Annotated in this window: 19 protein-coding genes; 14 read left to right on the forward strand and 5 right to left on the reverse strand. The window is 74.5% G+C overall.

The window, feature by feature from the left end:
- A partial coding sequence (locus ACTSKS_RS08665) for a helix-turn-helix domain-containing protein (protein ID WP_442927464.1) occupies positions 1–327 on the reverse strand: 327 nt, incomplete at its 3' end.
- A 128-nt stretch (positions 328–455) separates the two neighbouring features.
- Between ACTSKS_RS08665 and ACTSKS_RS08670 the strand changes: the two genes are divergently transcribed.
- The 7 genes from ACTSKS_RS08670 (at position 456) to ACTSKS_RS08700 (ending at position 6,665) form a co-directional block, all read left to right on the forward strand.
- On the forward strand, positions 456–944 hold the full coding sequence (locus tag ACTSKS_RS08670) for an ABC transporter permease (RefSeq protein ID WP_442927465.1): 489 nt from the start codon (positions 456–458) through the stop codon (positions 942–944).
- Positions 941–1,615 carry an ABC transporter permease gene (locus ACTSKS_RS08675; RefSeq protein WP_049159725.1) on the forward strand — a complete coding sequence of 225 codons (675 nt, stop codon included), beginning with the start codon at positions 941–943 and terminating at the stop codon, positions 1,613–1,615. Before ACTSKS_RS08670 ends, ACTSKS_RS08675 begins: the two co-directional genes overlap by 4 nt.
- Before the next feature lie 20 nt (positions 1,616–1,635).
- Positions 1,636–2,652 (forward strand): ABC transporter substrate-binding protein, encoded by a 1,017-nt coding sequence (locus tag ACTSKS_RS08680; RefSeq protein ID WP_049159728.1) that lies wholly within the window; start codon positions 1,636–1,638, stop codon positions 2,650–2,652.
- A 221-nt stretch (positions 2,653–2,873) separates the two neighbouring features.
- Complete coding sequence (locus ACTSKS_RS08685; RefSeq protein WP_049145504.1) at positions 2,874–4,418, forward strand: alanine/glycine:cation symporter family protein; 1,545 nt, start codon at positions 2,874–2,876, stop codon at positions 4,416–4,418.
- A 98-nt stretch (positions 4,419–4,516) separates the two neighbouring features.
- Positions 4,517–5,107, forward strand: coding sequence for a DinB family protein (locus ACTSKS_RS08690; protein WP_010079843.1), 591 nt, complete (start codon positions 4,517–4,519; stop codon positions 5,105–5,107).
- Between the two features lie 11 nt (positions 5,108–5,118).
- Positions 5,119–5,646 (forward strand): hypothetical protein, encoded by a 528-nt coding sequence (locus tag ACTSKS_RS08695; RefSeq protein WP_036315583.1) that lies wholly within the window; start codon positions 5,119–5,121, stop codon positions 5,644–5,646.
- 188 nt (positions 5,647–5,834) lie between these two features.
- The gene (locus tag ACTSKS_RS08700) at positions 5,835–6,665 is read left to right on the forward strand and encodes an alpha/beta fold hydrolase (protein WP_020627045.1); all 831 of its coding nucleotides are present in this window, start codon (positions 5,835–5,837) and stop codon (positions 6,663–6,665) included.
- Between the two features lie 7 nt (positions 6,666–6,672).
- On the opposite strand, the gene ACTSKS_RS08705 is transcribed toward ACTSKS_RS08700, so the two are convergent.
- Positions 6,673–7,410, reverse strand: a complete 738-nt coding sequence (locus ACTSKS_RS08705; protein WP_020627044.1) for a Pr6Pr family membrane protein — start codon at positions 7,408–7,410, stop codon at positions 6,673–6,675.
- Positions 7,411–7,514: 104 nt separating this feature from the next.
- On the opposite strand from ACTSKS_RS08705, the gene ACTSKS_RS08710 reads away from it, so the two are divergent.
- Complete coding sequence (locus tag ACTSKS_RS08710; protein ID WP_020627043.1) at positions 7,515–7,964, forward strand: SRPBCC family protein; 450 nt, start codon at positions 7,515–7,517, stop codon at positions 7,962–7,964.
- A gap of 45 nt (positions 7,965–8,009) precedes the next feature.
- Here the strand turns inward: ACTSKS_RS08710 and ACTSKS_RS08715 are convergent, their stop codons facing one another.
- Positions 8,010–9,758, reverse strand: a complete 1,749-nt coding sequence (locus tag ACTSKS_RS08715) for an ABC-F family ATP-binding cassette domain-containing protein (protein WP_036315586.1) — start codon at positions 9,756–9,758, stop codon at positions 8,010–8,012.
- Positions 9,759–9,819: 61 nt separating this feature from the next.
- Between ACTSKS_RS08715 and ACTSKS_RS08720 the strand changes: the two genes are divergently transcribed.
- The 3 genes from ACTSKS_RS08720 (at position 9,820) to ACTSKS_RS08730 (ending at position 13,839) form a co-directional block, all read left to right on the forward strand.
- Complete coding sequence (locus ACTSKS_RS08720; protein WP_210079098.1) at positions 9,820–10,992, forward strand: cystathionine gamma-lyase; 1,173 nt, start codon at positions 9,820–9,822, stop codon at positions 10,990–10,992.
- A gap of 60 nt (positions 10,993–11,052) precedes the next feature.
- A complete protein-coding gene (locus ACTSKS_RS08725) occupies positions 11,053–12,684 on the forward strand; it encodes an amidohydrolase (protein WP_122054757.1) in 1,632 nt (543 codons plus the stop codon).
- Positions 12,685–12,918: 234 nt separating this feature from the next.
- Positions 12,919–13,839 carry a glucose 1-dehydrogenase gene (locus ACTSKS_RS08730; protein ID WP_095695114.1) on the forward strand — a complete coding sequence of 307 codons (921 nt, stop codon included), beginning with the start codon at positions 12,919–12,921 and terminating at the stop codon, positions 13,837–13,839.
- 30 nt (positions 13,840–13,869) lie between these two features.
- On the opposite strand, the gene ACTSKS_RS08735 is transcribed toward ACTSKS_RS08730, so the two are convergent.
- Both ACTSKS_RS08735 and trpB read right to left on the reverse strand, forming a co-directional pair.
- Positions 13,870–14,571: a ZIP family metal transporter gene (locus tag ACTSKS_RS08735; protein ID WP_166795249.1), complete on the reverse strand. Its 702-nt coding sequence runs from the start codon at positions 14,569–14,571 to the stop codon at positions 13,870–13,872.
- A gap of 54 nt (positions 14,572–14,625) precedes the next feature.
- A complete protein-coding gene (trpB, locus tag ACTSKS_RS08740; protein ID WP_208857711.1) occupies positions 14,626–15,927 on the reverse strand; it encodes a tryptophan synthase subunit beta in 1,302 nt (433 codons plus the stop codon).
- 248 nt (positions 15,928–16,175) lie between these two features.
- Between trpB and ACTSKS_RS08745 the strand changes: the two genes are divergently transcribed.
- The 3 genes from ACTSKS_RS08745 to ACTSKS_RS08755 all read left to right on the forward strand — a co-directional run bounded on the left by ACTSKS_RS08745 (position 16,176) and on the right by ACTSKS_RS08755 (position 18,462).
- Positions 16,176–16,751: a hypothetical protein gene (locus ACTSKS_RS08745; protein WP_439883884.1), complete on the forward strand. Its 576-nt coding sequence runs from the start codon at positions 16,176–16,178 to the stop codon at positions 16,749–16,751.
- Between the two features lie 98 nt (positions 16,752–16,849).
- Complete coding sequence (locus tag ACTSKS_RS08750; protein ID WP_439883885.1) at positions 16,850–17,413, forward strand: GNAT family N-acetyltransferase; 564 nt, start codon at positions 16,850–16,852, stop codon at positions 17,411–17,413.
- A 17-nt stretch (positions 17,414–17,430) separates the two neighbouring features.
- Entirely contained in the window at positions 17,431–18,462 is a 1,032-nt protein-coding gene (locus tag ACTSKS_RS08755) for a DMT family transporter (RefSeq protein ID WP_439883886.1), read from the forward strand.
- The last annotated feature ends 17 nt before the right edge of the window (positions 18,463–18,479 follow it).

Genomic DNA, 18,479 nt, shown 5'->3' on the forward strand with positions numbered 1-18,479 from the left:
CCCCACGGTACGAAGACACACCCGGTGGCCCTCGGAGACGAGGTGGTGATGGATGCGCCGTGCGGACCACTTGCGCTCCCGCCGCAGGGCGTGGATCTGGGCGACCAAGACCGGATCGAGCTGGGCAGGTGAACGGTGCGGCCGGCTGGGCAGGTCCTGAAGGCCGGCTTCTCCCTGGGCGCGGTAGCGGGCCACCCAGGTGGCCACCGTGGGCCGGCTCACCCGGAACTCGGCGGCCACGTATGCCTGCGGGATCCCGTCGTGCAGGTGGCGGTGGACCATCCTGAGACGGCCGGTCGGGGTCAGGGGTGCGTTAGCGTGAGTCATGAGCGGGTCTCTTCTGGCAGGTGGGTTGTTGAGGAACTTCCATCCTGCGGGAGAGGCCCACTCGTCTCATCTCAGCCCGTACCCCGTGGCAAGAACCTCATGACCCACAACACCTAGACCCGCTCAACGTGGTCATCGCCCTCACCCTCTACGGGGTGGCCCTGCTGACCCGAAGCGCCTCCGAGGCCTTCGACGCCGTGGACGACGAACTCCTCACCGCCGCCACCGCCCAGGGCCACAGCGCCTGGCAGCGGTTCTGGCGGGTGGAGCTGCCGCTGGCCGGCGAGTCCCTCCTGGCCGGCACCCGCGTGGTCAGCGCCTCCACCCTGTCCCTCGTCTCTGTCGGTGCGCTGATCGGCGTGCAGTCCCTCGGCACCCTCTTCACCGAGGGGTACGCCCGCAGCTTCGTCACCGAGATCGTCGTCGGCATCGTCGGCACGGTGATCCTCGCCGTCGTCTTCGACCTCGTCCTGGTAGCCCTCGCCGCTCTCCTCATGCCGTGGACGAGGCGCGCGAAGGTCCGGAAGGCGAGCGGCCGTCGTCGTTCCTCACAGGACACCACGACGACGGCACTCGCCACCGTGCCCGACCTCGCGGTGCAGGAGGGTCGCCGATGATCAGCTCCCTCTTCTCCTGGTTCGCCGACCCCGCCCACTGGGCGGGCCCGAACGGCGTGCCCGCCCGCGTGCTCGAGCATCTCGGCTACTCGGTGCTCGCCCTGGCGATCGCCGCGGCCATCGCGTTCCCGGTGGGCGTGTGGATCGGCCACACCGGACGGGGCCGGCGCGTGGTGGTGGCGCTGTCCTCCGCCCTGCGCGCCCTGCCGACCCTCGGCCTGCTGACCTTCCTCGCGATCGTCCTGGACATCAGGCTGCGGGAGGCGCTGATCCCCACCGTGATGGTGCTGGTGATCCTCGCGATCCCGCCCCTGCTGGCCGGCACCTACGCCGGACTGCAGGCCGTGCCCCGCGAGGTGGTCCACGCTGCCCGCGCCAACGGCCACTCCACCGGCCAGCTCATCGGCCAGGTGGAGCTGCCGATCGCCCTGCCCATGGCCGTCGGCGGACTGCGGTCCGCCACCCTGCAGGTGATCGCCACGACCTCCGTGGCCTCCTACCTCGGCCTCGGCGGGCTCGGCCGCTACCTCTTCGACGCGCTCGCCGTGCAGGACTACGTGACCATGCTCGCCGGCGCCGTGCTGATCGCCGTGCTCGCCCTGCTGTGCGACGGCCTCCTGCTGCTGGTGCAGCGCATCCTGACCCCCGCTGGGCTGAGGGCCCGCGGCTGACCCACGAAAGGACGGCTGCCATGGCTGCCACCGACCACACCCTGAATCCCCGGGCGGGAGCGAACCCGTCCGCCGCCCCGAACCGGCTGGTGCGGCGCCGCGCCGTGATCGGCCTGCTCGCCGGCGCGCCCCTGCTGGCCGCCTGCGGCGGGGACCCGCTCTCCTCCGACGGCGGCGGGCAGGGCTCGGGAGGCTCCGGCTCCGGCGGGGGCGGCGGCGGGACCGTCCGCGTGGGCTCGGCGAACTTCCCGGAGTCCGAGATCATCGGCGAGCTCTACGCCCAGGTCCTCGAGGCCAAGGGCCTCACCGTGGAGCGGAAGATGCAGATCGGCTCCCGTGAGGTCTACCTCGGTGCCCTCAAGGACGGGTCCATCGACCTGATCGGCGAGTACACCGGCAACCTCCTGGCCTTCTATGACAAGCAGGCGAAGGCGAAGACGTCCGAAGAGGTGTTCGCCGCCCTGCAGAAGGCCCTCCCGGACGACCTCGAGGTCCTGGCCGAGGCGAAGGCGGAGAACAAGGACGCCTGGTGCGCGGCCGGCGACTGGGCCAAGCAGCACGGCATCTCCTCCTACGCGGACCTGAAGGACTACGACGGCACCCTCCGCGTGGGCGGCCCGCCGGAGATGAGCCAGCGCGACTACGGCGCCGGCCTCGCCCGCGTGGAGTCCGTCTATGGCGTGCCCGCGGACAGGATGGAGTTCACCCCCATCAGCGACGGCGGCGGCCCGCTGACCGTCAAGGCCCTCAAGGACGGGGACGTGGACCTGGCGAACATCTTCTCCACCACCCCGGCCATCGAGGAGAACGGCTTCGTGATGCTCGAGGACCCCGAGGGCATGGTGACCCCGCAGAACATCGTCCCGCTCATGGCCAAGGACAGGGTCACGGACCAGATCCGCGAGGCCGTGGAGTCCGTGCAGAAGGTCCTCACCACCGAGGACCTCATGGCCATGAACGCCGAGAACTCGGGCGAGCAGAAGAAGCAGCCGCGAGAGGTCGCGGGGGAGTGGCTGAAGGAGAAGGGCCTCGTCTGAGGGCTGCCCTCGACGCCGAATCAGAGGAAGTGGTCGCCTCACGCCTCGTGAGGCGACCACTTTCTCCTGGTTCGAGGGAGGCGGGGGTGCGGGGGCGGCACGGCGTGTCTGGCCGGCCGACCCTGCCGGTCTCACACAGACCCCCCGGGGGCTCAGGGGTGCCCGAGGTGGCCCGAATGTGATGGAGTGCACGGATCCTGTCCACGACCTGGGAAGTGACCATGGAGCAGTTCGTCACCGCCGCCAACTCGATCATGTGGAGCCTGCCCATGGTCGTCGGGCTCCTCGCCCTGGGCCTGTACTTCACGATCCGCATGGCGGCTCCCCAGGTGCGGCTGCTCAGGGACATGGTGGGCCAGCTGGTCAGGGGAGGATCGTCGTCGGCGGGGATCAGCTCGTTCCAGTCGTTCGCCATGGCCCTGGGCGGACGCATCGGCGTCGGCAACATCGCGGGCGTCGCGGCCGCGATCTACCTGGGCGGCCCGGGCGCGCTGTTCTGGATGTGGGTGACGGCGATCCTCGGCGCCCCCGTGGCGCTCGTGGAGAGCTCGCTGGCGCAGCTCTACAAGCACAAGGTCCGCGGCGAGTACCGCGGCGGGCCCGCGTACTACATCCTTGAGGGGCTCGGCCGGAACTGGCGGTGGCTGGCGGTCGCCTACGCCGCGGCCACCGTGTTCGCCACGGTCTTCACCGGCCCGCAGATCCAGGCCAACGCCGTCACCGCCGCCACGACCGAGGCGTGGGGCTGGGATCCGCTGTGGGTGGGTCTCGGGATGGCCGTGCTGTTCTGCGTGATCGTGTTCGGCGGCATGCACCGCCTGGGCCGCACGGTGGGCCTCGTGGTCCCGTTCATGGCCGGCGCGTACATCCTGGTGGGGCTGCTCGTCGTCGGACTCATGTGGCAGCAGGTCCCCGCGATGTTCGGGCTGATCTTCTCCAGCGCGCTGGGCCTGGACTCGGTCTACGGCGGCATCCTCGGCGCCGCCGTCGCGTGGGGCGTGCGCCGTGCCGTGTACTCCACCGAGATCGGCACCGGTTCGGGCGCCCAGGCCTCGGCGGCCGCCCACGTCTCCCACCCCGTGAAGCAGGGCTTGGCCCAGGCGTTCTCCGCCTACGTGGACACCCTGTTCGTCTGCACCATGACCGGCCTGATGATCCTCGCCACGAACAGCTTCAACGTGCTGGGCCCGGACGAGGAGAGCCTCCTCGCGGAGCACGTGCCCGGCGTCGAGGAGGGCCCGGCATGGGTCCAGATCGCCATCGACGAGGCACTGCCCGCCTTCGGCCCGTCCTTCGTGGCGATCGCCGTCTTCCTGTTCTCCTTCACCACCCTGCTCTCCTTCGCGTTCTACGCGGAGACGAACGTCGCCTACCTCATCCCCAACAAGACGGCGCAGCGCGCGGTCATCGCGATCGCCCGGCTGCTGCTGGCCGGCTCCATGGTGTTCGGGTCCGTGCAGACCTCCGCGTTCGTGTGGTCCCTCGCGGACTTCGGCGTCGGCCTCTACACGTGGGTGAACATCGTGGCGCTCATCCTGCTGAGCCCCGTGGCCATCCGGCTGCTCAAGGACTACGACCGTCAGCGCCGAGCCGGCCAGGAACCCGTGCTGGATCCGCACGCGATCGGCGTCCGCAACGCCCGCCTGTGGGAACAGATCCACGCGGCGTACCAGCAGACCGGCGACCTCGACCGCGCCATGGAGCACGTCGCGGACACCGCCCCGGACACCCGGGCCATCACCGTGGTCCCGCGCCGGGAGGGCTGAGGACCGACGACGGCGGCCCGGGGCGCCGGACGTCCGCGACGACGTCGGGCCACGGGCCAGGGCCGTCCGCGCGGCCTGAATCCCGGCAGGCTCACCCCATGGACCACAAGGAGATCCTCCATCAGGGGCTGCGCCGGCAGCGCGACGCCCTCTTCGCGAAGCTGGACGGCCTGCCCGAGCGGGAGGTCCGCCTGCCCCGCACCCCCACCGGCACCAACCTGCTGGGCCTGCTCAAGCACGCGGCCACGTGCGAGCTCGAGTACTTCGGCGAGGTCTTCGGCCGCCCCGCCGGCATCCCCCTGCCCTGGGACGCGCCGGGGGTGGGCGAGGAGGACGGCGCGGACCTGTTCGCCGCCGAGGACGAGACCCTCGAGGACGTCCTCGACTACGCGCGGCGATGCTTCGCGCACGCGGACGCGACCATCGAGGCCCTCGTCCTCGACGCGCGGGGGCGGGTCCCCTGGTGGCCCGCGCACCTGGCCGAGGTGACTCTGGCGCAGATCCTCTCCCACGTGGCCCTCGACGCGGCCCGCCATGCCGGCCACGCCGACATCCTGCGCGAGGGGATCGACGGGCAGGCCGGCCTGCGCGGCCCCGGGGACAACCTGCCCGGCTGGGACGCCGAGCGGTGGGCCGCGCACGTGCGGCGGCTCGAGGGGATCGCCCGGGGTGCGGGCCCGGTGCGCTAGCGTCCGCGGTGATGACTCCCCGCTCGCTCGCCGGTCTGGCCCTCACCGTCGCCGCCCTGATGTCCGCCTTCGTGCTGATGGCGCCGACGGCGCCGGGGCTGTTCGTCGGCGTGCTCACGGTGGGGACCTTCGGGTTCGGCCCGTTCTACGGGGAGCCCTCGCGGCAGCTCGTGGACCGGCCGTGGAGGCGGGACACGCGCTGGCGCGATCTCGCCCGCCGGGTCCGCACCGACTGGCTCTCCCGGCAGCTGGGCGCCGTCGGCTGGAACGCGGCCATCAGCCGCCGCATCACCGGCCGGGCCGACCTGCGGCGCATCCGCACCGCCGCCGTGGGCTCCCTCGTCAGCCACGCCGCCTCCGCGGGTCTGCACGCGGTGGCGGGCGTGGCGCTGGCGGCCGTCGGGCATCCGGTCTGGGGCGTGGTCGCGGTGGCCCTGGGGCTCGTGGTGCACGCCTGGCCGGCCCTGCTGCAGGTCTCCGTGCTCGGGCGCATCGACGGACTCCAGACGCAGATCCGCGGGGACCAGCTGCTCTGGTGACCGGCCGGCACCGGGCGGCCCGGCCGAGCACTTTGTGGGCCGAATCCGACGGATGAGCCCCTGAATCGGGCACGGGAGCGTCGCATTCGGCCCGCAAAGCGGTGGGGAGGGGGCAGCGGGGAGAGGGCGGCGAGGAGAGGGCGGCGGGGAGAGGGCGGCACCGCGCGCTCAGCCCTACGCTCGGACCCATGACCGAGCACACATCCGAGCACACCCCCGAGAACCCCCACGTCGTCCGCCGCGGCTCCGGCGTCCCGCTGATCGCGGTGCACGGCAACAGCGTGGACCACCGGCTGCTGCTGCCGCTCGACGACGCCCTCGCCGAGGCCGGGGAGGTCGAGCGGATCTACGTGGACCTGCCGGGCTTCGGCCGGACCTCGGCCCTCCAGGACGACGGCGGCCTCCCCGAGCTCGCCGCCTGGCTCGTGGACTGGATCCGCGCGGAGGTCGGCGAGCGGCCGTTCGCGGTGCTCGGCAACTCCCTCGGCGGCCTGCTCGCCCGGCACGTGGCGGCCGAGTTCGGCGCGCAGGTGTTGGGGCTGGGGCTGCTCGCGCCCGTCGTCGACCCGGACGAGGACCGGCGCACCCGCACCGACCTGGTGGTGCGCGAGCGCGACGACGCCTTCATGTCTACCCTCGACCCCGACGACGCCGCCCCGTTCCTCGAGATGTCCCCGCGGCTGACGCGGGACACGTGGGAGCGGTTCCGCGAGCACGCGCTGCCGGGCGTCCGCGCCGTGGACGAGGAGGCGCTGAAGCGCCTGTCCGCGCGCTACGTCCTGGACGCCGTGCCGGAGGAGGCCGCGCCGCCGTTCGAGGGGCCCGCCCTGATCCTCACCGGCCGGGAGGACCACCTCGTCGGCTACCGGGACCAGGCCGCGCTCCTGGAGCATTACCCGCGCGCCACCTACGCGGCGCTCGACGCCGCCGGCCACAACGTGCACCTGGACCAGCCGGAGGTCGCCGAGGCGCTCGTCCGCGCGTGGGCGGTGCAGGTGGGCCGCGCAGCGTCGGACTGAGGCGGGGTCAGGGGGAGGGACGGGCCTCCACCCGGGCCTCCGCCTCGGCGCCCGCCCCCACCCCGACGCCGGCCCGCGCCAGCAGGCCGTCGGCCACCCGCAGCAGGGCGGCGACCGCCACGAAGAACACGAGGATCGCCACCACGTAGACGGCGACGCCGTCGTAGCCCAGCCGCGGGACGTCCAGGATCGTGTACGGGTACCAGTCCAGCCACGGCCCGCGCAGCAGCGTGAACGCCAGCCAGGCGAGCGGGATGAGCGTGGACAACCACACCACCCGCCACGTGATCTGCCGCCGCGGCCCGAAGACCGCCCACAGCACCGGGGTGAGGATCGGCGTGACGATGTGCTGCAGGGTGTCGTTGAACCGCTCGACGGCGGTCATCGGGTCGGCGTCCCGCAGCAGCACGTTGAACACCACGCCCGTGATCACGATGCACACCACCCCCGTCACCCGCAGCACCCGGAACAGCGTGCCCGGCCGGTGCAGGCGCAGCGCCAGCAGCAGGGACGTCAGCCCCACCAGGAAGTTCGAGAGGAACGTGAAGTACGTGGGCTGGTTGAGCATGTGCTCCCAGCCGCCCTCGAGCACGCCCGCGTAGCCCGCGTCGGCCGGCAGGTCCGAGGACTTCCACGAGCCGATCCACAGTGAGAGCAGGTTGCCGCCCAGGGACAGGGCCGCGGCGACGGCGAAGGCAGGCCGCGCCGTCGTCGTCCAGCGGCCGGAGGGGGTGGGGAGGGTCATGCGCCCATCCTGCCGGAGCGCGACGCCGCCCCCGGTGCACTGGCCGAGCCGCTCGGGCCGGCGGGCGTGTCCCGGCCGGCGGTCCGGACCCTACGCTCGGCACCATGATCCGGACCCCCTGGACCCGCACCCCCGCCGGCGCGAGGCGCGCGCGCCGCCCCCGACAGTTCCGCCGCGTGACGACGACCGGGCCCGCCGCCGTGGACGTGGCCTGGGCCCGCTACGCCGACCTGCGCCTGTGGCCGCGGTGGGCTCCGCAGATCCGCGCCGTGGAGGCGCCACGGCGCCGGCTGCGGGCCGGGCTTCGCGGCGTGGTCCACGCGCCCCTGGGGCTGCGCGTCCCGTTCGTGGTCGAGGAGGTCGACGACGACGCCCGCACCTGGCGGTGGACGGTGCGGGTGGCCGGGACGGCGGTCTCCATGACGCACGACCTCACCGCCACCCCCCGCGGCACCCGGGCGGGGCTGACGGTCCACGGGCCCGCCGTCGTCGCCCTGGCCTACCGACTGCCGGCCCGCGTGGCGCTGCGGCGGCTGTGCCGGGCGCACCTCTGAGGGCGGACCGCCGGGCCGGGCCTGTGGCCAGGGGCCCCGCCCGCCTCACACCGCCGCGGCGTCGGTCCGCAGCTCGACGCGCGGCCAGTCGGCGAGGTCGGCGAGCATCTGCCGGTCGTGGGTCACCACGACGACGGCCTGCTCCGTGACCTGCAGGGCCTCGGTCATCTCGTCCACGAGCGCGGGGGAGAGGTGGTTCGTCGGCTCGTCCAGCAGCAGCACGTGGGGGCGCTCGATGAGCACCATCGCCAGGTGCAGACGGGCCTGCTGCCCCTGGGACAGGCGTCCGACCGGGGTGTCCGCGGCCTCGGCGGTGAGCAGCCCGAGCGAGGGCAGCGTGGGGGCCGGCAGGGGACGGCCCAGGTCGTCGACGCCGGCCTCGTCCGCGCCGACGCGGCGCACGTGCTCCTCGAACACGGCGGCGGCGGTGCGCTCCTCGTCCCACGCGGGGGTCTCCTGCGCCACGAGGCGCACGCGCACGTCGGCGCCCACGGTCACCAAGCCGCTCGTGGGCTCCAGGTCCCCGGCGAGCACGCGCAGCAGCGTGGACTTCCCGGCCCCGTTCGGGCCCGTCACCAGCACGCGGCCGCCCGGCACGAGGGCCGCGCCCATCGGCTGCTCGAGCCGCCCGGCCACGCGCACGGCGTCCGCGGTGAGCAGGACGTCGTCGCCCGCCGTGCCCGGCCCGCCCGCCGTGCCCGCCGCCGCGTCCGCGCCGTCCCGCGGGTCGCCGTCGGGCATGTCCGCGAACGGCCAGTCCAGGCGCAGGGGCGGCTCGGGCACGGTGATCCGGTGCGCCTCCAGCTCGTCGAAGCGCCGGTTGAACATCTGCACGATCCCCGCCGACCGGCTCGAGCGCTGGTGCTTGCCGGTGCCCTTCGGGGGCCGCCACGAGCCCTGCATCTGCTCCCGCGCGTCCTCCACGGCCAGCTCCAGCCGCTCGCGCTCGGCGTTCTGCTCGGCGTACTCCTGCTCCCAGGCGGCCCGGGCGCGGCGGCGCCCCTTCGCCCAGCCGGCGTACCCGCCGGAGTACCGCCGCGGCCGCCCGTCCTGGCTGGGATCCAGGTCCACGATGTCGGTGCACACGGCGCGCAGCAGGGCGCGGTCGTGGCTGACGACGGCGACCCCGCCCGGGTGCTCCACCAGCCGGCGGGTGAGGAAGTCCAGGGCGACGTCGTCCAGGTGGTTGGTCGGCTCGTCCAGCAGCAGCAGGTCCGGCCGGGAGCCGAGGGTGACGGCCAGGCGCACCCGGTGGCGCTGGCCGACCGAGAGCGATGTGAGGGGGCGCTCGCGGTCCGTGCACGCGTGCAGCCCCTCGAGGTCCATGTCCACGCGCCGGCCGGCGTCCCAGGCGTCGTAGAGGTGGGCCCGCTCCAGCGCGGTGGAGTACCGGTGTCCGGCGCCGGCGTCGTCGGGGGCCTCGGCCAGGGCGGCCGCGGCGGCGTCCAGGGCCTCGAGTGCGGCGTGCGGGCCCGTGAGGGCGTCGCGGACCAGGTCGCCCACCGTGCGGGAGCGCCCGTCGGCCCGCGCCCGCAGCGCCTGCGGGACGAACGCGAGCGTGCCCGCCCGCGTCACGCGGCCGACGTCGGGCGTGATCCGGCCCGTGAGCACGTGGAGCAGCGTGGTCTTGCCGCGCCCGTTCTCACCCACGATCCCGAGCCGCGAGCCGGCGTTGATCCGCACCGTGGCGTCCGTGAGCACGCGGTGCCCGCCGAGCGAGACGGTCAGGTGCTCGCCGCGCAGGTGGGCGGCGGGCCCGGCGGGCAGGGCGGGGGAGGGAGGGCCGGAGGTCATGTCCGCCAGTCTAGGGAGGGGGCGCGCTGCCGCGTCCGGGGTCGGGACTACGCTCGGGGCCATGTCCGCCGCCCCGCCGCCGCCCGCCTTCGGCACCGTCCTGCACCACCGCGCCCACGGGATGGCCCCGGGGGAGTCCATCTCCCCGCCGCTGGTCCACGCGAGCGCGTTCCACCTGCCCGGCGCGGACCCGGACGGCGCCCCCACCGCCCCCGGCGCGGACGTGCCTTTCCAGTACGCGCGCTGGGCCACGCCCACCTGGTCCGCGCTCGAGGCCGCCCTGGGCGCGCTGGAGGACGCCGACGTCGCCGTGGTCCCCTCCGGCATGGCCGCGATCGCCGCCGTCCTGCTGCCCCTGCTGCACCCGGGGGACCGCGCCCTCCTGCCCGCGGACGGCTACGGGCCCACCCGCGCCCTCGCCGCCGAGCACCTCACGCCCCGAGGCGTGCACGTGGACCTGGTCGCCACCCAGGGGCTCGCCCATGCGGACCTGAGCGGCTACGACCTGGTGCTCGTGGAGACCCCCTCCAACCCGGGGCTGCGCGTGGCGGACCTGGCGGACGTCGCCGCCCGCGCCCACGCGAACGGCCGCCGGGACGGCGCGGGGGCCCTCGTGGTGGTGGACAACACGCTGCTGACCCCCCTGGGGCAGCGCCCGCTGGAGCTGGGGGCGGACGTGGTCGTGGCCTCGGACACGAAGGCCGTCAACGGGCACACGGACGCCCTCGGCGGGCACGTGGCCAGCCGGGACCCGCAGGTGATGGCGCGGGTGCGCGGCTGGCGGACCCTGGCCGGCGGGATCCTGGGCACCCACGAGGCCTGGCTCATCCACCGCGGTCTCGAGACCCTCGAGGTCCGCTTCGCCCGGATGTGCGCCTCGGCGCAGGCGGTCGCGGAGCTGGCCGCGGGCCACCCGGCGGTGCGCGCCGTGGTCTACCCGGGGCTGGCGGACCACCCGGACGCGGAGGTCGTGGCGCGTCAGATGACGGCGGCGGGCGGCCTCGTCGGGCTGCGGTTCGCGGACGCGGCGGCGGCCGAGCGGTTCATCGCCGCGGCGCAGTACGTGGTGCCGCAGACCAGCTTCGGCGGCACGCACACGGCGGCCGAGCGCCGCGCCCGCTGGGGCGACGACGTCCCGGACGGTTTCGTGCGTCTGTCCGTGGGCGTCGAGCCGACGGCGGAGCTGCTCGCCGACCTGGCCCGGGCGCTGGACGCGGCGGCCGGGCCCGCCTGAGCCCGGCCCGGCTACGCTCGCGAATCAGTCCCCGCCGCCCCGCCCCAGGAGACCCGCCCCATGCAGCTCGACCTGATCGTGGAGAACGCCCGCCTCATCACCGGCGACCCCGCCCGCCCGTCGGCCTCGCGGCTGGGGGTGTGGCGGGGCGTCGTCGTCGGGGTGGACGAGGAGCTGGACGGCTTGACGGCGCGCGAACGCCTCGACGCGCGGGGGCGCACCGTCCTCGCCGGGTTCAACGACGCCCACGCGCACAGCGTCTGGTTCGGCCAGTCCCGGCTGGACGTGGACCTCGAGGGTGCGCGCACCGCGGAGGAGGTCCACCGCCGGGTCCGCGCCCGCGCCGCCGAGCTCGGCCCCGGCGCCTGGGTGACGTGCACCGGCTTCGACCCCGGCCACCTCACCGGCCCGCAGCCGGACCGGGACAGCCTCGACGCCGCCGCCTCAGGGCGCCCCGTGCTCATCCGCCACAACACGGGCCACGCCGTCACGGTGTCCGGGGCGGTGCTGGTCCTGGCCGGCGTGGGGGAGCAGGTGCTGCAGCAGCCCGAGGGCGGACGGATCCTCACGGATGCCGCCGGCCGGCCCACCGGTCTGTTGGAGGAGACCGCCATGAGCCTGGTGACCCGGCTGCTGCAGCCGGAGTCCCACGAGCACATCGGCGCGTGCCTGGCGCGGGCCTCGCAGGAGTACGCGGCCGAGGGCATCACCTCGGTGACGGATGCGGGGGTGGCCGGCGGGTGGATCGGGCACAGCCCGCTCGAGTTCGGCGCGTATCAGCGCGCCCGGGACGCGGGGCTGCTGCGCACCCGCTTCCAGACGATGGTCACCCTGGACGCGCTGCGCCCGGTGGACGGCCATCCCGACGACGGCACGCACCTCACCCTCGACGCCGGCGTGCGCACGGGCGTGGGCGACGAGTGGCTGCAGATCGGGCCGGCGAAGGTGTTCACGGACGGGTCGATGCTCGGACAGACCGCCGCGATGACCGAGGACTACTGCGGCCACGGCCACGGCCGCGGCTACCTACAGCAGGACGCGGGGGAGATGCGCCGAGCGTGCCTCGGTGCGGCGGCCGCCGGCTGGGCGCTGGCCCTGCACGCGATCGGCGACGCCGCCCTCGACTTCGCGCTCGACGTGATCGCCGAGGCGCGGGGCCGGTTCGGGCGGCCCGTGATGCCGCACCGCGTGGAGCACGGCGGGGTGGTCCGCGACGATCAGGTGGCCCGCATGGCCGAGCTGGAGGTCGTGATGGCCACCCAGCCGAACTTCATCAGCGCGTTCGGCGGGTCGGTGCGGGAGCGGATCGGGCCGGAGCGAGCCGCGCTCTCGTACCCGGCCGGGCGGCTGCTGCGCGCGGGCCTGGTGCTGCCCGGCAGCTCGGACCGGCCCGTGGCCGGCGGCCGCCCGCTGGAGGTCATCCAGGACTTCGTGCTGCGCCGCACCGAGACCGGCGAGCAGTACGGCCCGGACGCGGAGCGGCTCACGGTGGCCGAAGCCCTGCACGCCTATACGGTCGGCTCCGCGGAGGCGACCGGCTGGGGCGGCCGCAAGGGACGGCTCGTCGCGGGCCAGCTCGCGGACTTCACGGTGCTCAGCGAGGACCCGCGCGCGGTGCCGAGCGATCAGATCGCGGCGATCGACGTCGTCGCCACCGCCGTGGGCGGGGAGTTCGTGCACGGCGGGCTGTGACGCCCGGCCCCGGCACCGGCACCCCGCGACACCCGGCACCCCGCGACGAGCCCTGCGATTTGGCCCCTAAACCCGCCGGTTAGGGGCCAAATCGCAGGGCTCGTCGTCCAGGGGAGCGGGTGGGGCATGTCCGGTGGCCCGGCGGTCAGCCGTGGCTCTGCCGGGGGGCTGCTCCCTACGCTCGGAGGACGGCGCGCAGACCGCGCGCCGCCCCGAGACCATGAGGAGCACCCCGTGGCGCACGACGACGCGAACACCACCACCACCGACCAGCTCACCCTGCAGGACCCCACGAAGCGCTACCCCGTGATCAGCCCGCCGGAGCAGTCGTTGCCCGGCACCGGCCTGGACGCGGAGATGACGCCGAAGGCCGACCTGGGTGAGAAGTCCTACCGCGGCACCGGCCGTCTCGAGGGCCGCAAGGCGCTCATCACCGGCGGCGACTCCGGGATCGGCGCGGCCACCGCGATCGCGTTCGCGCGCGAGGGCGCCGACGTCGTGATCACCTACCTGCCCGAGGAGGAGAAGGACGCCCAGCACGTCCTCGAGGTCCTGCAGGCGGAGGGGCGCACCGCCGCCGGGATCCCCGGCGACCTCCGCGACAAGACGTTCTGCGCCGACCTCGTGGCCCAGGCGGTCGAGAAGCTCGGCGGGCTGGACGTGCTGGTGAACAACGCCGGCAAGCAGGTGGCGCAGGACTCGATCGAGGACATCGACGACGAGCAGCTCGAGGCCACCTTCGACGTCAACATCCTGGCCCAGTTCCGCCTGGTCAAGGCCGCCCTGCCGCACCTGAAGCCGGGCTCCACGATCATCAACACCACCTCCGTGGTCGCCTACATGGCCCCGGAGCAGCTGGTGGACTACTCCGCCACGAAGGCCGCCATCAACACCTTCACGAAGGCCCTGGGCCAGCAGCTGGCCCCGAAGGGCATCCGCGTGAACGCCGTGGCGCCCGGTCCGATCTGGACCCCGCTGCAGCCCTCCGGCGGCCAGAAGCCGGAGGCCCTGCCGGAGTTCGGCCAGTCCACTCCGCTGGGCCGCGCCGGGCAGCCCACCGAGCTCGCCCCGGCGTACGTGTTCCTGGCCTCGCCGGAGTCCTCCTATGTGGTGGGCGCGACCATCCCGGTGACCGGCGGCATGCCCACCCCGTGACCGGAGCCGGGCGTTCCTGTCCCTGGGCGGTCACACCACCAGGGACAGGAACGCGCCGAGCGCGAAGCCGACCACGGTGAGCAGCCCGGCCTTCTCCCCGCCCTTCTCGCGAGCCTCGGGGATCATCGTGTCGATCAGCATGACCAGCAGGGCGCCGGCCGCGAAGCCCTGGATGCCGCCGGTCAGGGCAGGGGAGGCGACGTCGGCGATCAGCCCGCCGCCCCACGTCGCCAGGGCGCAGACCACCGCCACGAGCGACCACTGGATCAGCAGGTGGCGGCGCGTCTTGCCGCCGTCGAGGGAGTCGGCCGTGGCGGCGATGGACTCGGGCAGGTTGGACATGAAGATCGCCACGAGCAGCGCGAGGGACACGCCCTCGCCCGCGGCCAGCCCGATGCCCAGCACGAGCTGTTCCGGGATGCCGTCCAGCAGCGCGCCCACGGTCAGCACCGCACCCGAGGACGAGCCCCCGGACCTCGCGGCGGAGCGCTCCACCGCACGGTCGCCGAGGAAGTAGGCGGCCGCGCCGAGCGTCAGCCCGATGCCGACGGCGGCAGGTCCGGCCGCCTGCACGCCCGCCTCCGCGAGCTCGAAGGACACGGACGCGATCAGGGCGCCGGCGCCGAAGGCGAGCACGAGTCCGATCGTGCCCATGTGCCAGCGGCGCAGGGTCGCCAGGACGGCGCCCACGAGCAGGGAGGACGCGGCGACGGCGCCCCACATCAGGGTCATCACGCGTGCCAGGCTACGCGCTGACCGGTGCCGCCACCGGGCCGCTGCCTCAGCTCACCGCACGACCTCGTCCGCCTCGCCCGTGAGACCGAGCTTCTCGGCCACGTAGTCCACGTCCTTGTCCCCGCGGCCGGAGAGGTTGACGAGGATCCGCTCGTCCCGTCCCATCTGCGGGGCGAGGCGGATCGCGTGCGCCACGGCGTGCGCGGACTCGAGCGCGGGGATGACGCCCTCGAGCCTCGTGAGCCGCTGGAACGCGTCGAGCACGGCCGCGTCGTCCTCGGCCACGTACTGGACGCGGCCGACGCGCGCGAAATGGGCGTGCTGCGGGCCGACGCCCGGGTAGTCCAGGCCCGAGGCGATCGAGTGCACGGGGTCCGGGGTGCCGTCGTCGTCGGCGAGGACGAGGGTGGCCATGCCGTGGAGGACGCCGTCGCGGCCCTGGGTCATGGTCATCGCGTGCTCGCCCTTGGTCGCGGAGCGGCCGCCGGGCTCGACGCCCACGAGCGCGACGTCGGCGTCGTCGAGGAACGCGGTGAACGCGCCCATCGCGTTGGAGCCGCCGCCCACCGCGGCGACGACGGCGCTCGGCAGCGCCCCGAACCGCTCCTGGAATTGGGCGCGGGCCTCGCGGCCGACCACGGACTGGAAGTCGCGGATCATCGTGGGGAACGGGTGCGGTCCCACCACGGAGCCGATCGCGAAGAGGTACTTCTCCGGGTCCGCCGCGTACACCTCGAACGCCGAGTCCACGGCCTCCTTCAGGGAGCGGCCCTCGCGCTCCACCGAGACGACCTTCGTGCCGAGCAGGCGCATGCGCACCACGTTGGGGTGCTGCTTGGCCACGTCGATCGCGCCCATGTGGATCTCGCAGTCGAGGCCGACCATCGCGGCCGCCGTCGCCAGGGCCACGCCGTGCTGGCCGGCGCCGGTCTCCGCGATCAGGCTGCGCTTGCCCATGCGCTTGGCGAGCAGCGCCTCGCCGATCGTGTGGTTGATCTTGTGGGCGCCGGTGTGGTTCAGGTCCTCGCGCTTGAGCACGATCCGTGCGCCGCCGAGCTCGTCGGAGAGGCGGTCCAGCGGGGTCAGGGGGGAGGGACGCCCGACGGCGTCGCGCAGCAGGCGTCGGTATTCAGCGTAGAACTCGGGGTCGGTGCGCGCCTCGGCGTACGCGCGGGCAACCTCGGCCATGGGGCCGGCCAGCTGCGGGGGCAGGTGGGCGCCGCCGTACTGGCCGAACATGCCGTCCGCGGAGACGTCCAGGTCCGGGGTGGTGACGAGGTCGCAGGCCTCGGCGAGGGTGCGGGGCTCGGCGGCGCCTCTCAGGGCGTTGTCCTCGGGGTTGCGGTGGGTCATCGGGGGTCCTCCTGGGATGGGGCGCGCCGGAGCCGCTCATGACCGAGTCGCCCGGCAGGCGAGCGGCTCGTCGTGTCAGATGCGCATGACCGGGGCCGCCCTCAGGCGGTCCACCACTGCTGCGCGCGCATCTGCATGGGGCCAGCGTACTGCACGTCGGAGCAGGCGCGGGTCTCACCATGTGGCTGTAAATCTCAAAATATGGACGACTCTCCCGGTCTCAGTGAATCACGATTCACCCTGGATCCATGACCGTCACCGCCGTCGACACCCCGTCCCTGACCGCCGAGGCCGCCGCTGTGCTCGCCGCCACCCCGGGCATGCGGTACGCCGAGTTCCTCATCGCCGCCCCCGCAGTGCCCGGCATCGTGGCCGTGGTGGCCGAGGAGTCAGCCCGTGCCGCCCTGGGCCTCACCCCCGCCGCCGGCGACGTCCTCGCCGTCGACGCGGCCGACGAGAGCCTGCAGTGCCGCGAGGTGCGCGCCGCCTTCCAGTCCGGTCGTACCGGCGTCTCACCGCTGCGCCAGGCGTTCGCCGCCCTGCTGGCGGGCGAGCTCGGCCTGGACGTGGAGCGCACCAGCCCGGGTGCGGCGGGGGCGGGCTTCGCCCTCACCCCGGAGTCCGAGGAGACGCTCACGGCGTGGATGCGGGAGCACCTGACGCTGCGCGCCTGGGTCGCCCAGGACGCCTCCGCCCTCGAGGGGGTTGCCCGCGAGGTGGCCGCCGACCTCGCCCCGGCCCTGCAGCCGGGCGCCCTGGAGGCCCCCGTGACGCAGCGGGTCGCGGCCATGAGGGCCTCCGCCCGCCGGTCCGCCACGCTCTGAGCCGGCCGGTCGCCTCCCCGCCCGGGCGACGCCCCGGCCGTGGCGCTCGGTCTCGTCGTGCCGGGAGATCACCCCGAGCCCGCTGACAGGATGGGTGCATGAAGCACGAGATCGTCCTCACCCGCGGGGACCTCACCCTGCGCCCCCTCGCCCCCGACGACGGCCCCGCCCTGCGCGAGCTCGTCGACGAGGCCATGTGGGCGGGGAACAGCACGCCCCTGCCGGTGGACGGCGCGGCCATGTCCGCGCACCTCGCCGAGCTGATCGAGCGGGAGGGCACCTTCGCTTTCGCCGTCGAGCAGGGCGGGGAGCTGGTGGGGCGCACGAGCCTCTACGACCTGGTGCCGGGGCTGCGGGTGGAGGTGGGGCACACGGTCTACGTCCGTCGGGTGTGGGGCACCTCCGTGAACCCCGGCTGCAAGCTGCTGCTGTTCGGGCACGCGTTCGAGGAATGGGCGCTGGAGCGGGTGGCGCTGCGCTGCGACCACCGCAACGCCCGTTCACACGCCGCCATCGCCCGCCTGGGGGCGACGTTCGAGGGCACTCTGCGCCGCTTCCGCCCGGCGGCGGACGGCACGATCGCCGACGTCGACTACTTCAGCGTGGTGCGCGAGGAGTGGCCCGCGGTGCGCGCTGGGCTCGACGCGCGCCTGGCCGCCTAGGGGTGTACAACGGGGGGATGCCACCCGCATCCTCTGCCCCGTCGGCCGAGCGCGGACCCGCCCGCCCCCGCCCGGCCGACGTCGCCGCCCGCCCGGACGCCCCTTCCCCGCGGGCGACCGCCCTGCTGTTCGCGCTCGCGGTGGCCGCCGGCTCCGTGATGCCGCTGCAGGGCCGCATCAACTCCCGCCTCGCCCACCTGACGGGCGACCCCGTCCTCGCCGCGCTGTGCTCCTTCGCGGCGGGCCTGGTCGTCATGGTGCTCGTGAGCGTGCTGACGCCGCGGGGCCGCCGGGGCCTGGCCCGCATCCGCCCGGCCCTGGCCGCGGGGTCCGTGCGCCCGTGGTACGCGGTGGCGGGCGTGATCGGCGGGCTCCTGGTGCTCACCCAGTCCGCGACGATCGGTCCCCTCGGCGTGGCTGTGTTCACGGTCGCCGTGGTCACCGGGCAGGTGGTCGGCGGGATGGTCGTGGACCGGTTCGGGCTCAGCCCCGCCGGGGTGCAGCGCCTGACGCCGCGGCGCCTCACGGGGGCGGCGCTCGCCCTGGCCGCGGTCGCCCTCGTGGTGTGGCCCTCGCTCGGCGAGGCCGGCGGCGGGCCCGGCTGGGCGCTGCTGGCCCTGCTGCCCCTGCTGGCCGGTCTGGCCACCGCCGGACAGCAGGTGTTCAACGCCCGTCAGACCACGGCCTACGGCACCGCCATCCCGGCGACCCTGGTCAACTTCACCGCCGGCGTCCTCTTCCTCGGGATCGTGTGGGGCGGGATCGCCCTGGCCTCCGGCCACGGCCTGCCCGCGCTGCCGCATGACTGGCGGCTCTACCTCGGCGGCCCGCTGGGGTGCGTGTTCATCGGGGTGGGCGCCATGGTCGTCCCGCGCCTGGGCGTCTTCGCCGCCACCCTCGGTCTGGTCTCGGGCAACCTCCTGGGCTCCCTCGTGGTGGACCTGGTGGCCCCCACCGACGGATCCACGGTCACCACGACGACGGTGCTGGGCACCCTGGGCGCCCTCGCCGCCGTCACGCTCGCGTCCTGGCCGGCGCGGCGCCGGTAGCGCCGCCCGCGGCGGCA

Origin of the sequence: Micrococcus sp. TCR-5 (assembly GCF_052220525.1) — a bacterium.
Taxonomy (GTDB): Bacteria; Actinomycetota; Actinomycetes; order Actinomycetales; family Micrococcaceae; genus Micrococcus; species Micrococcus luteus.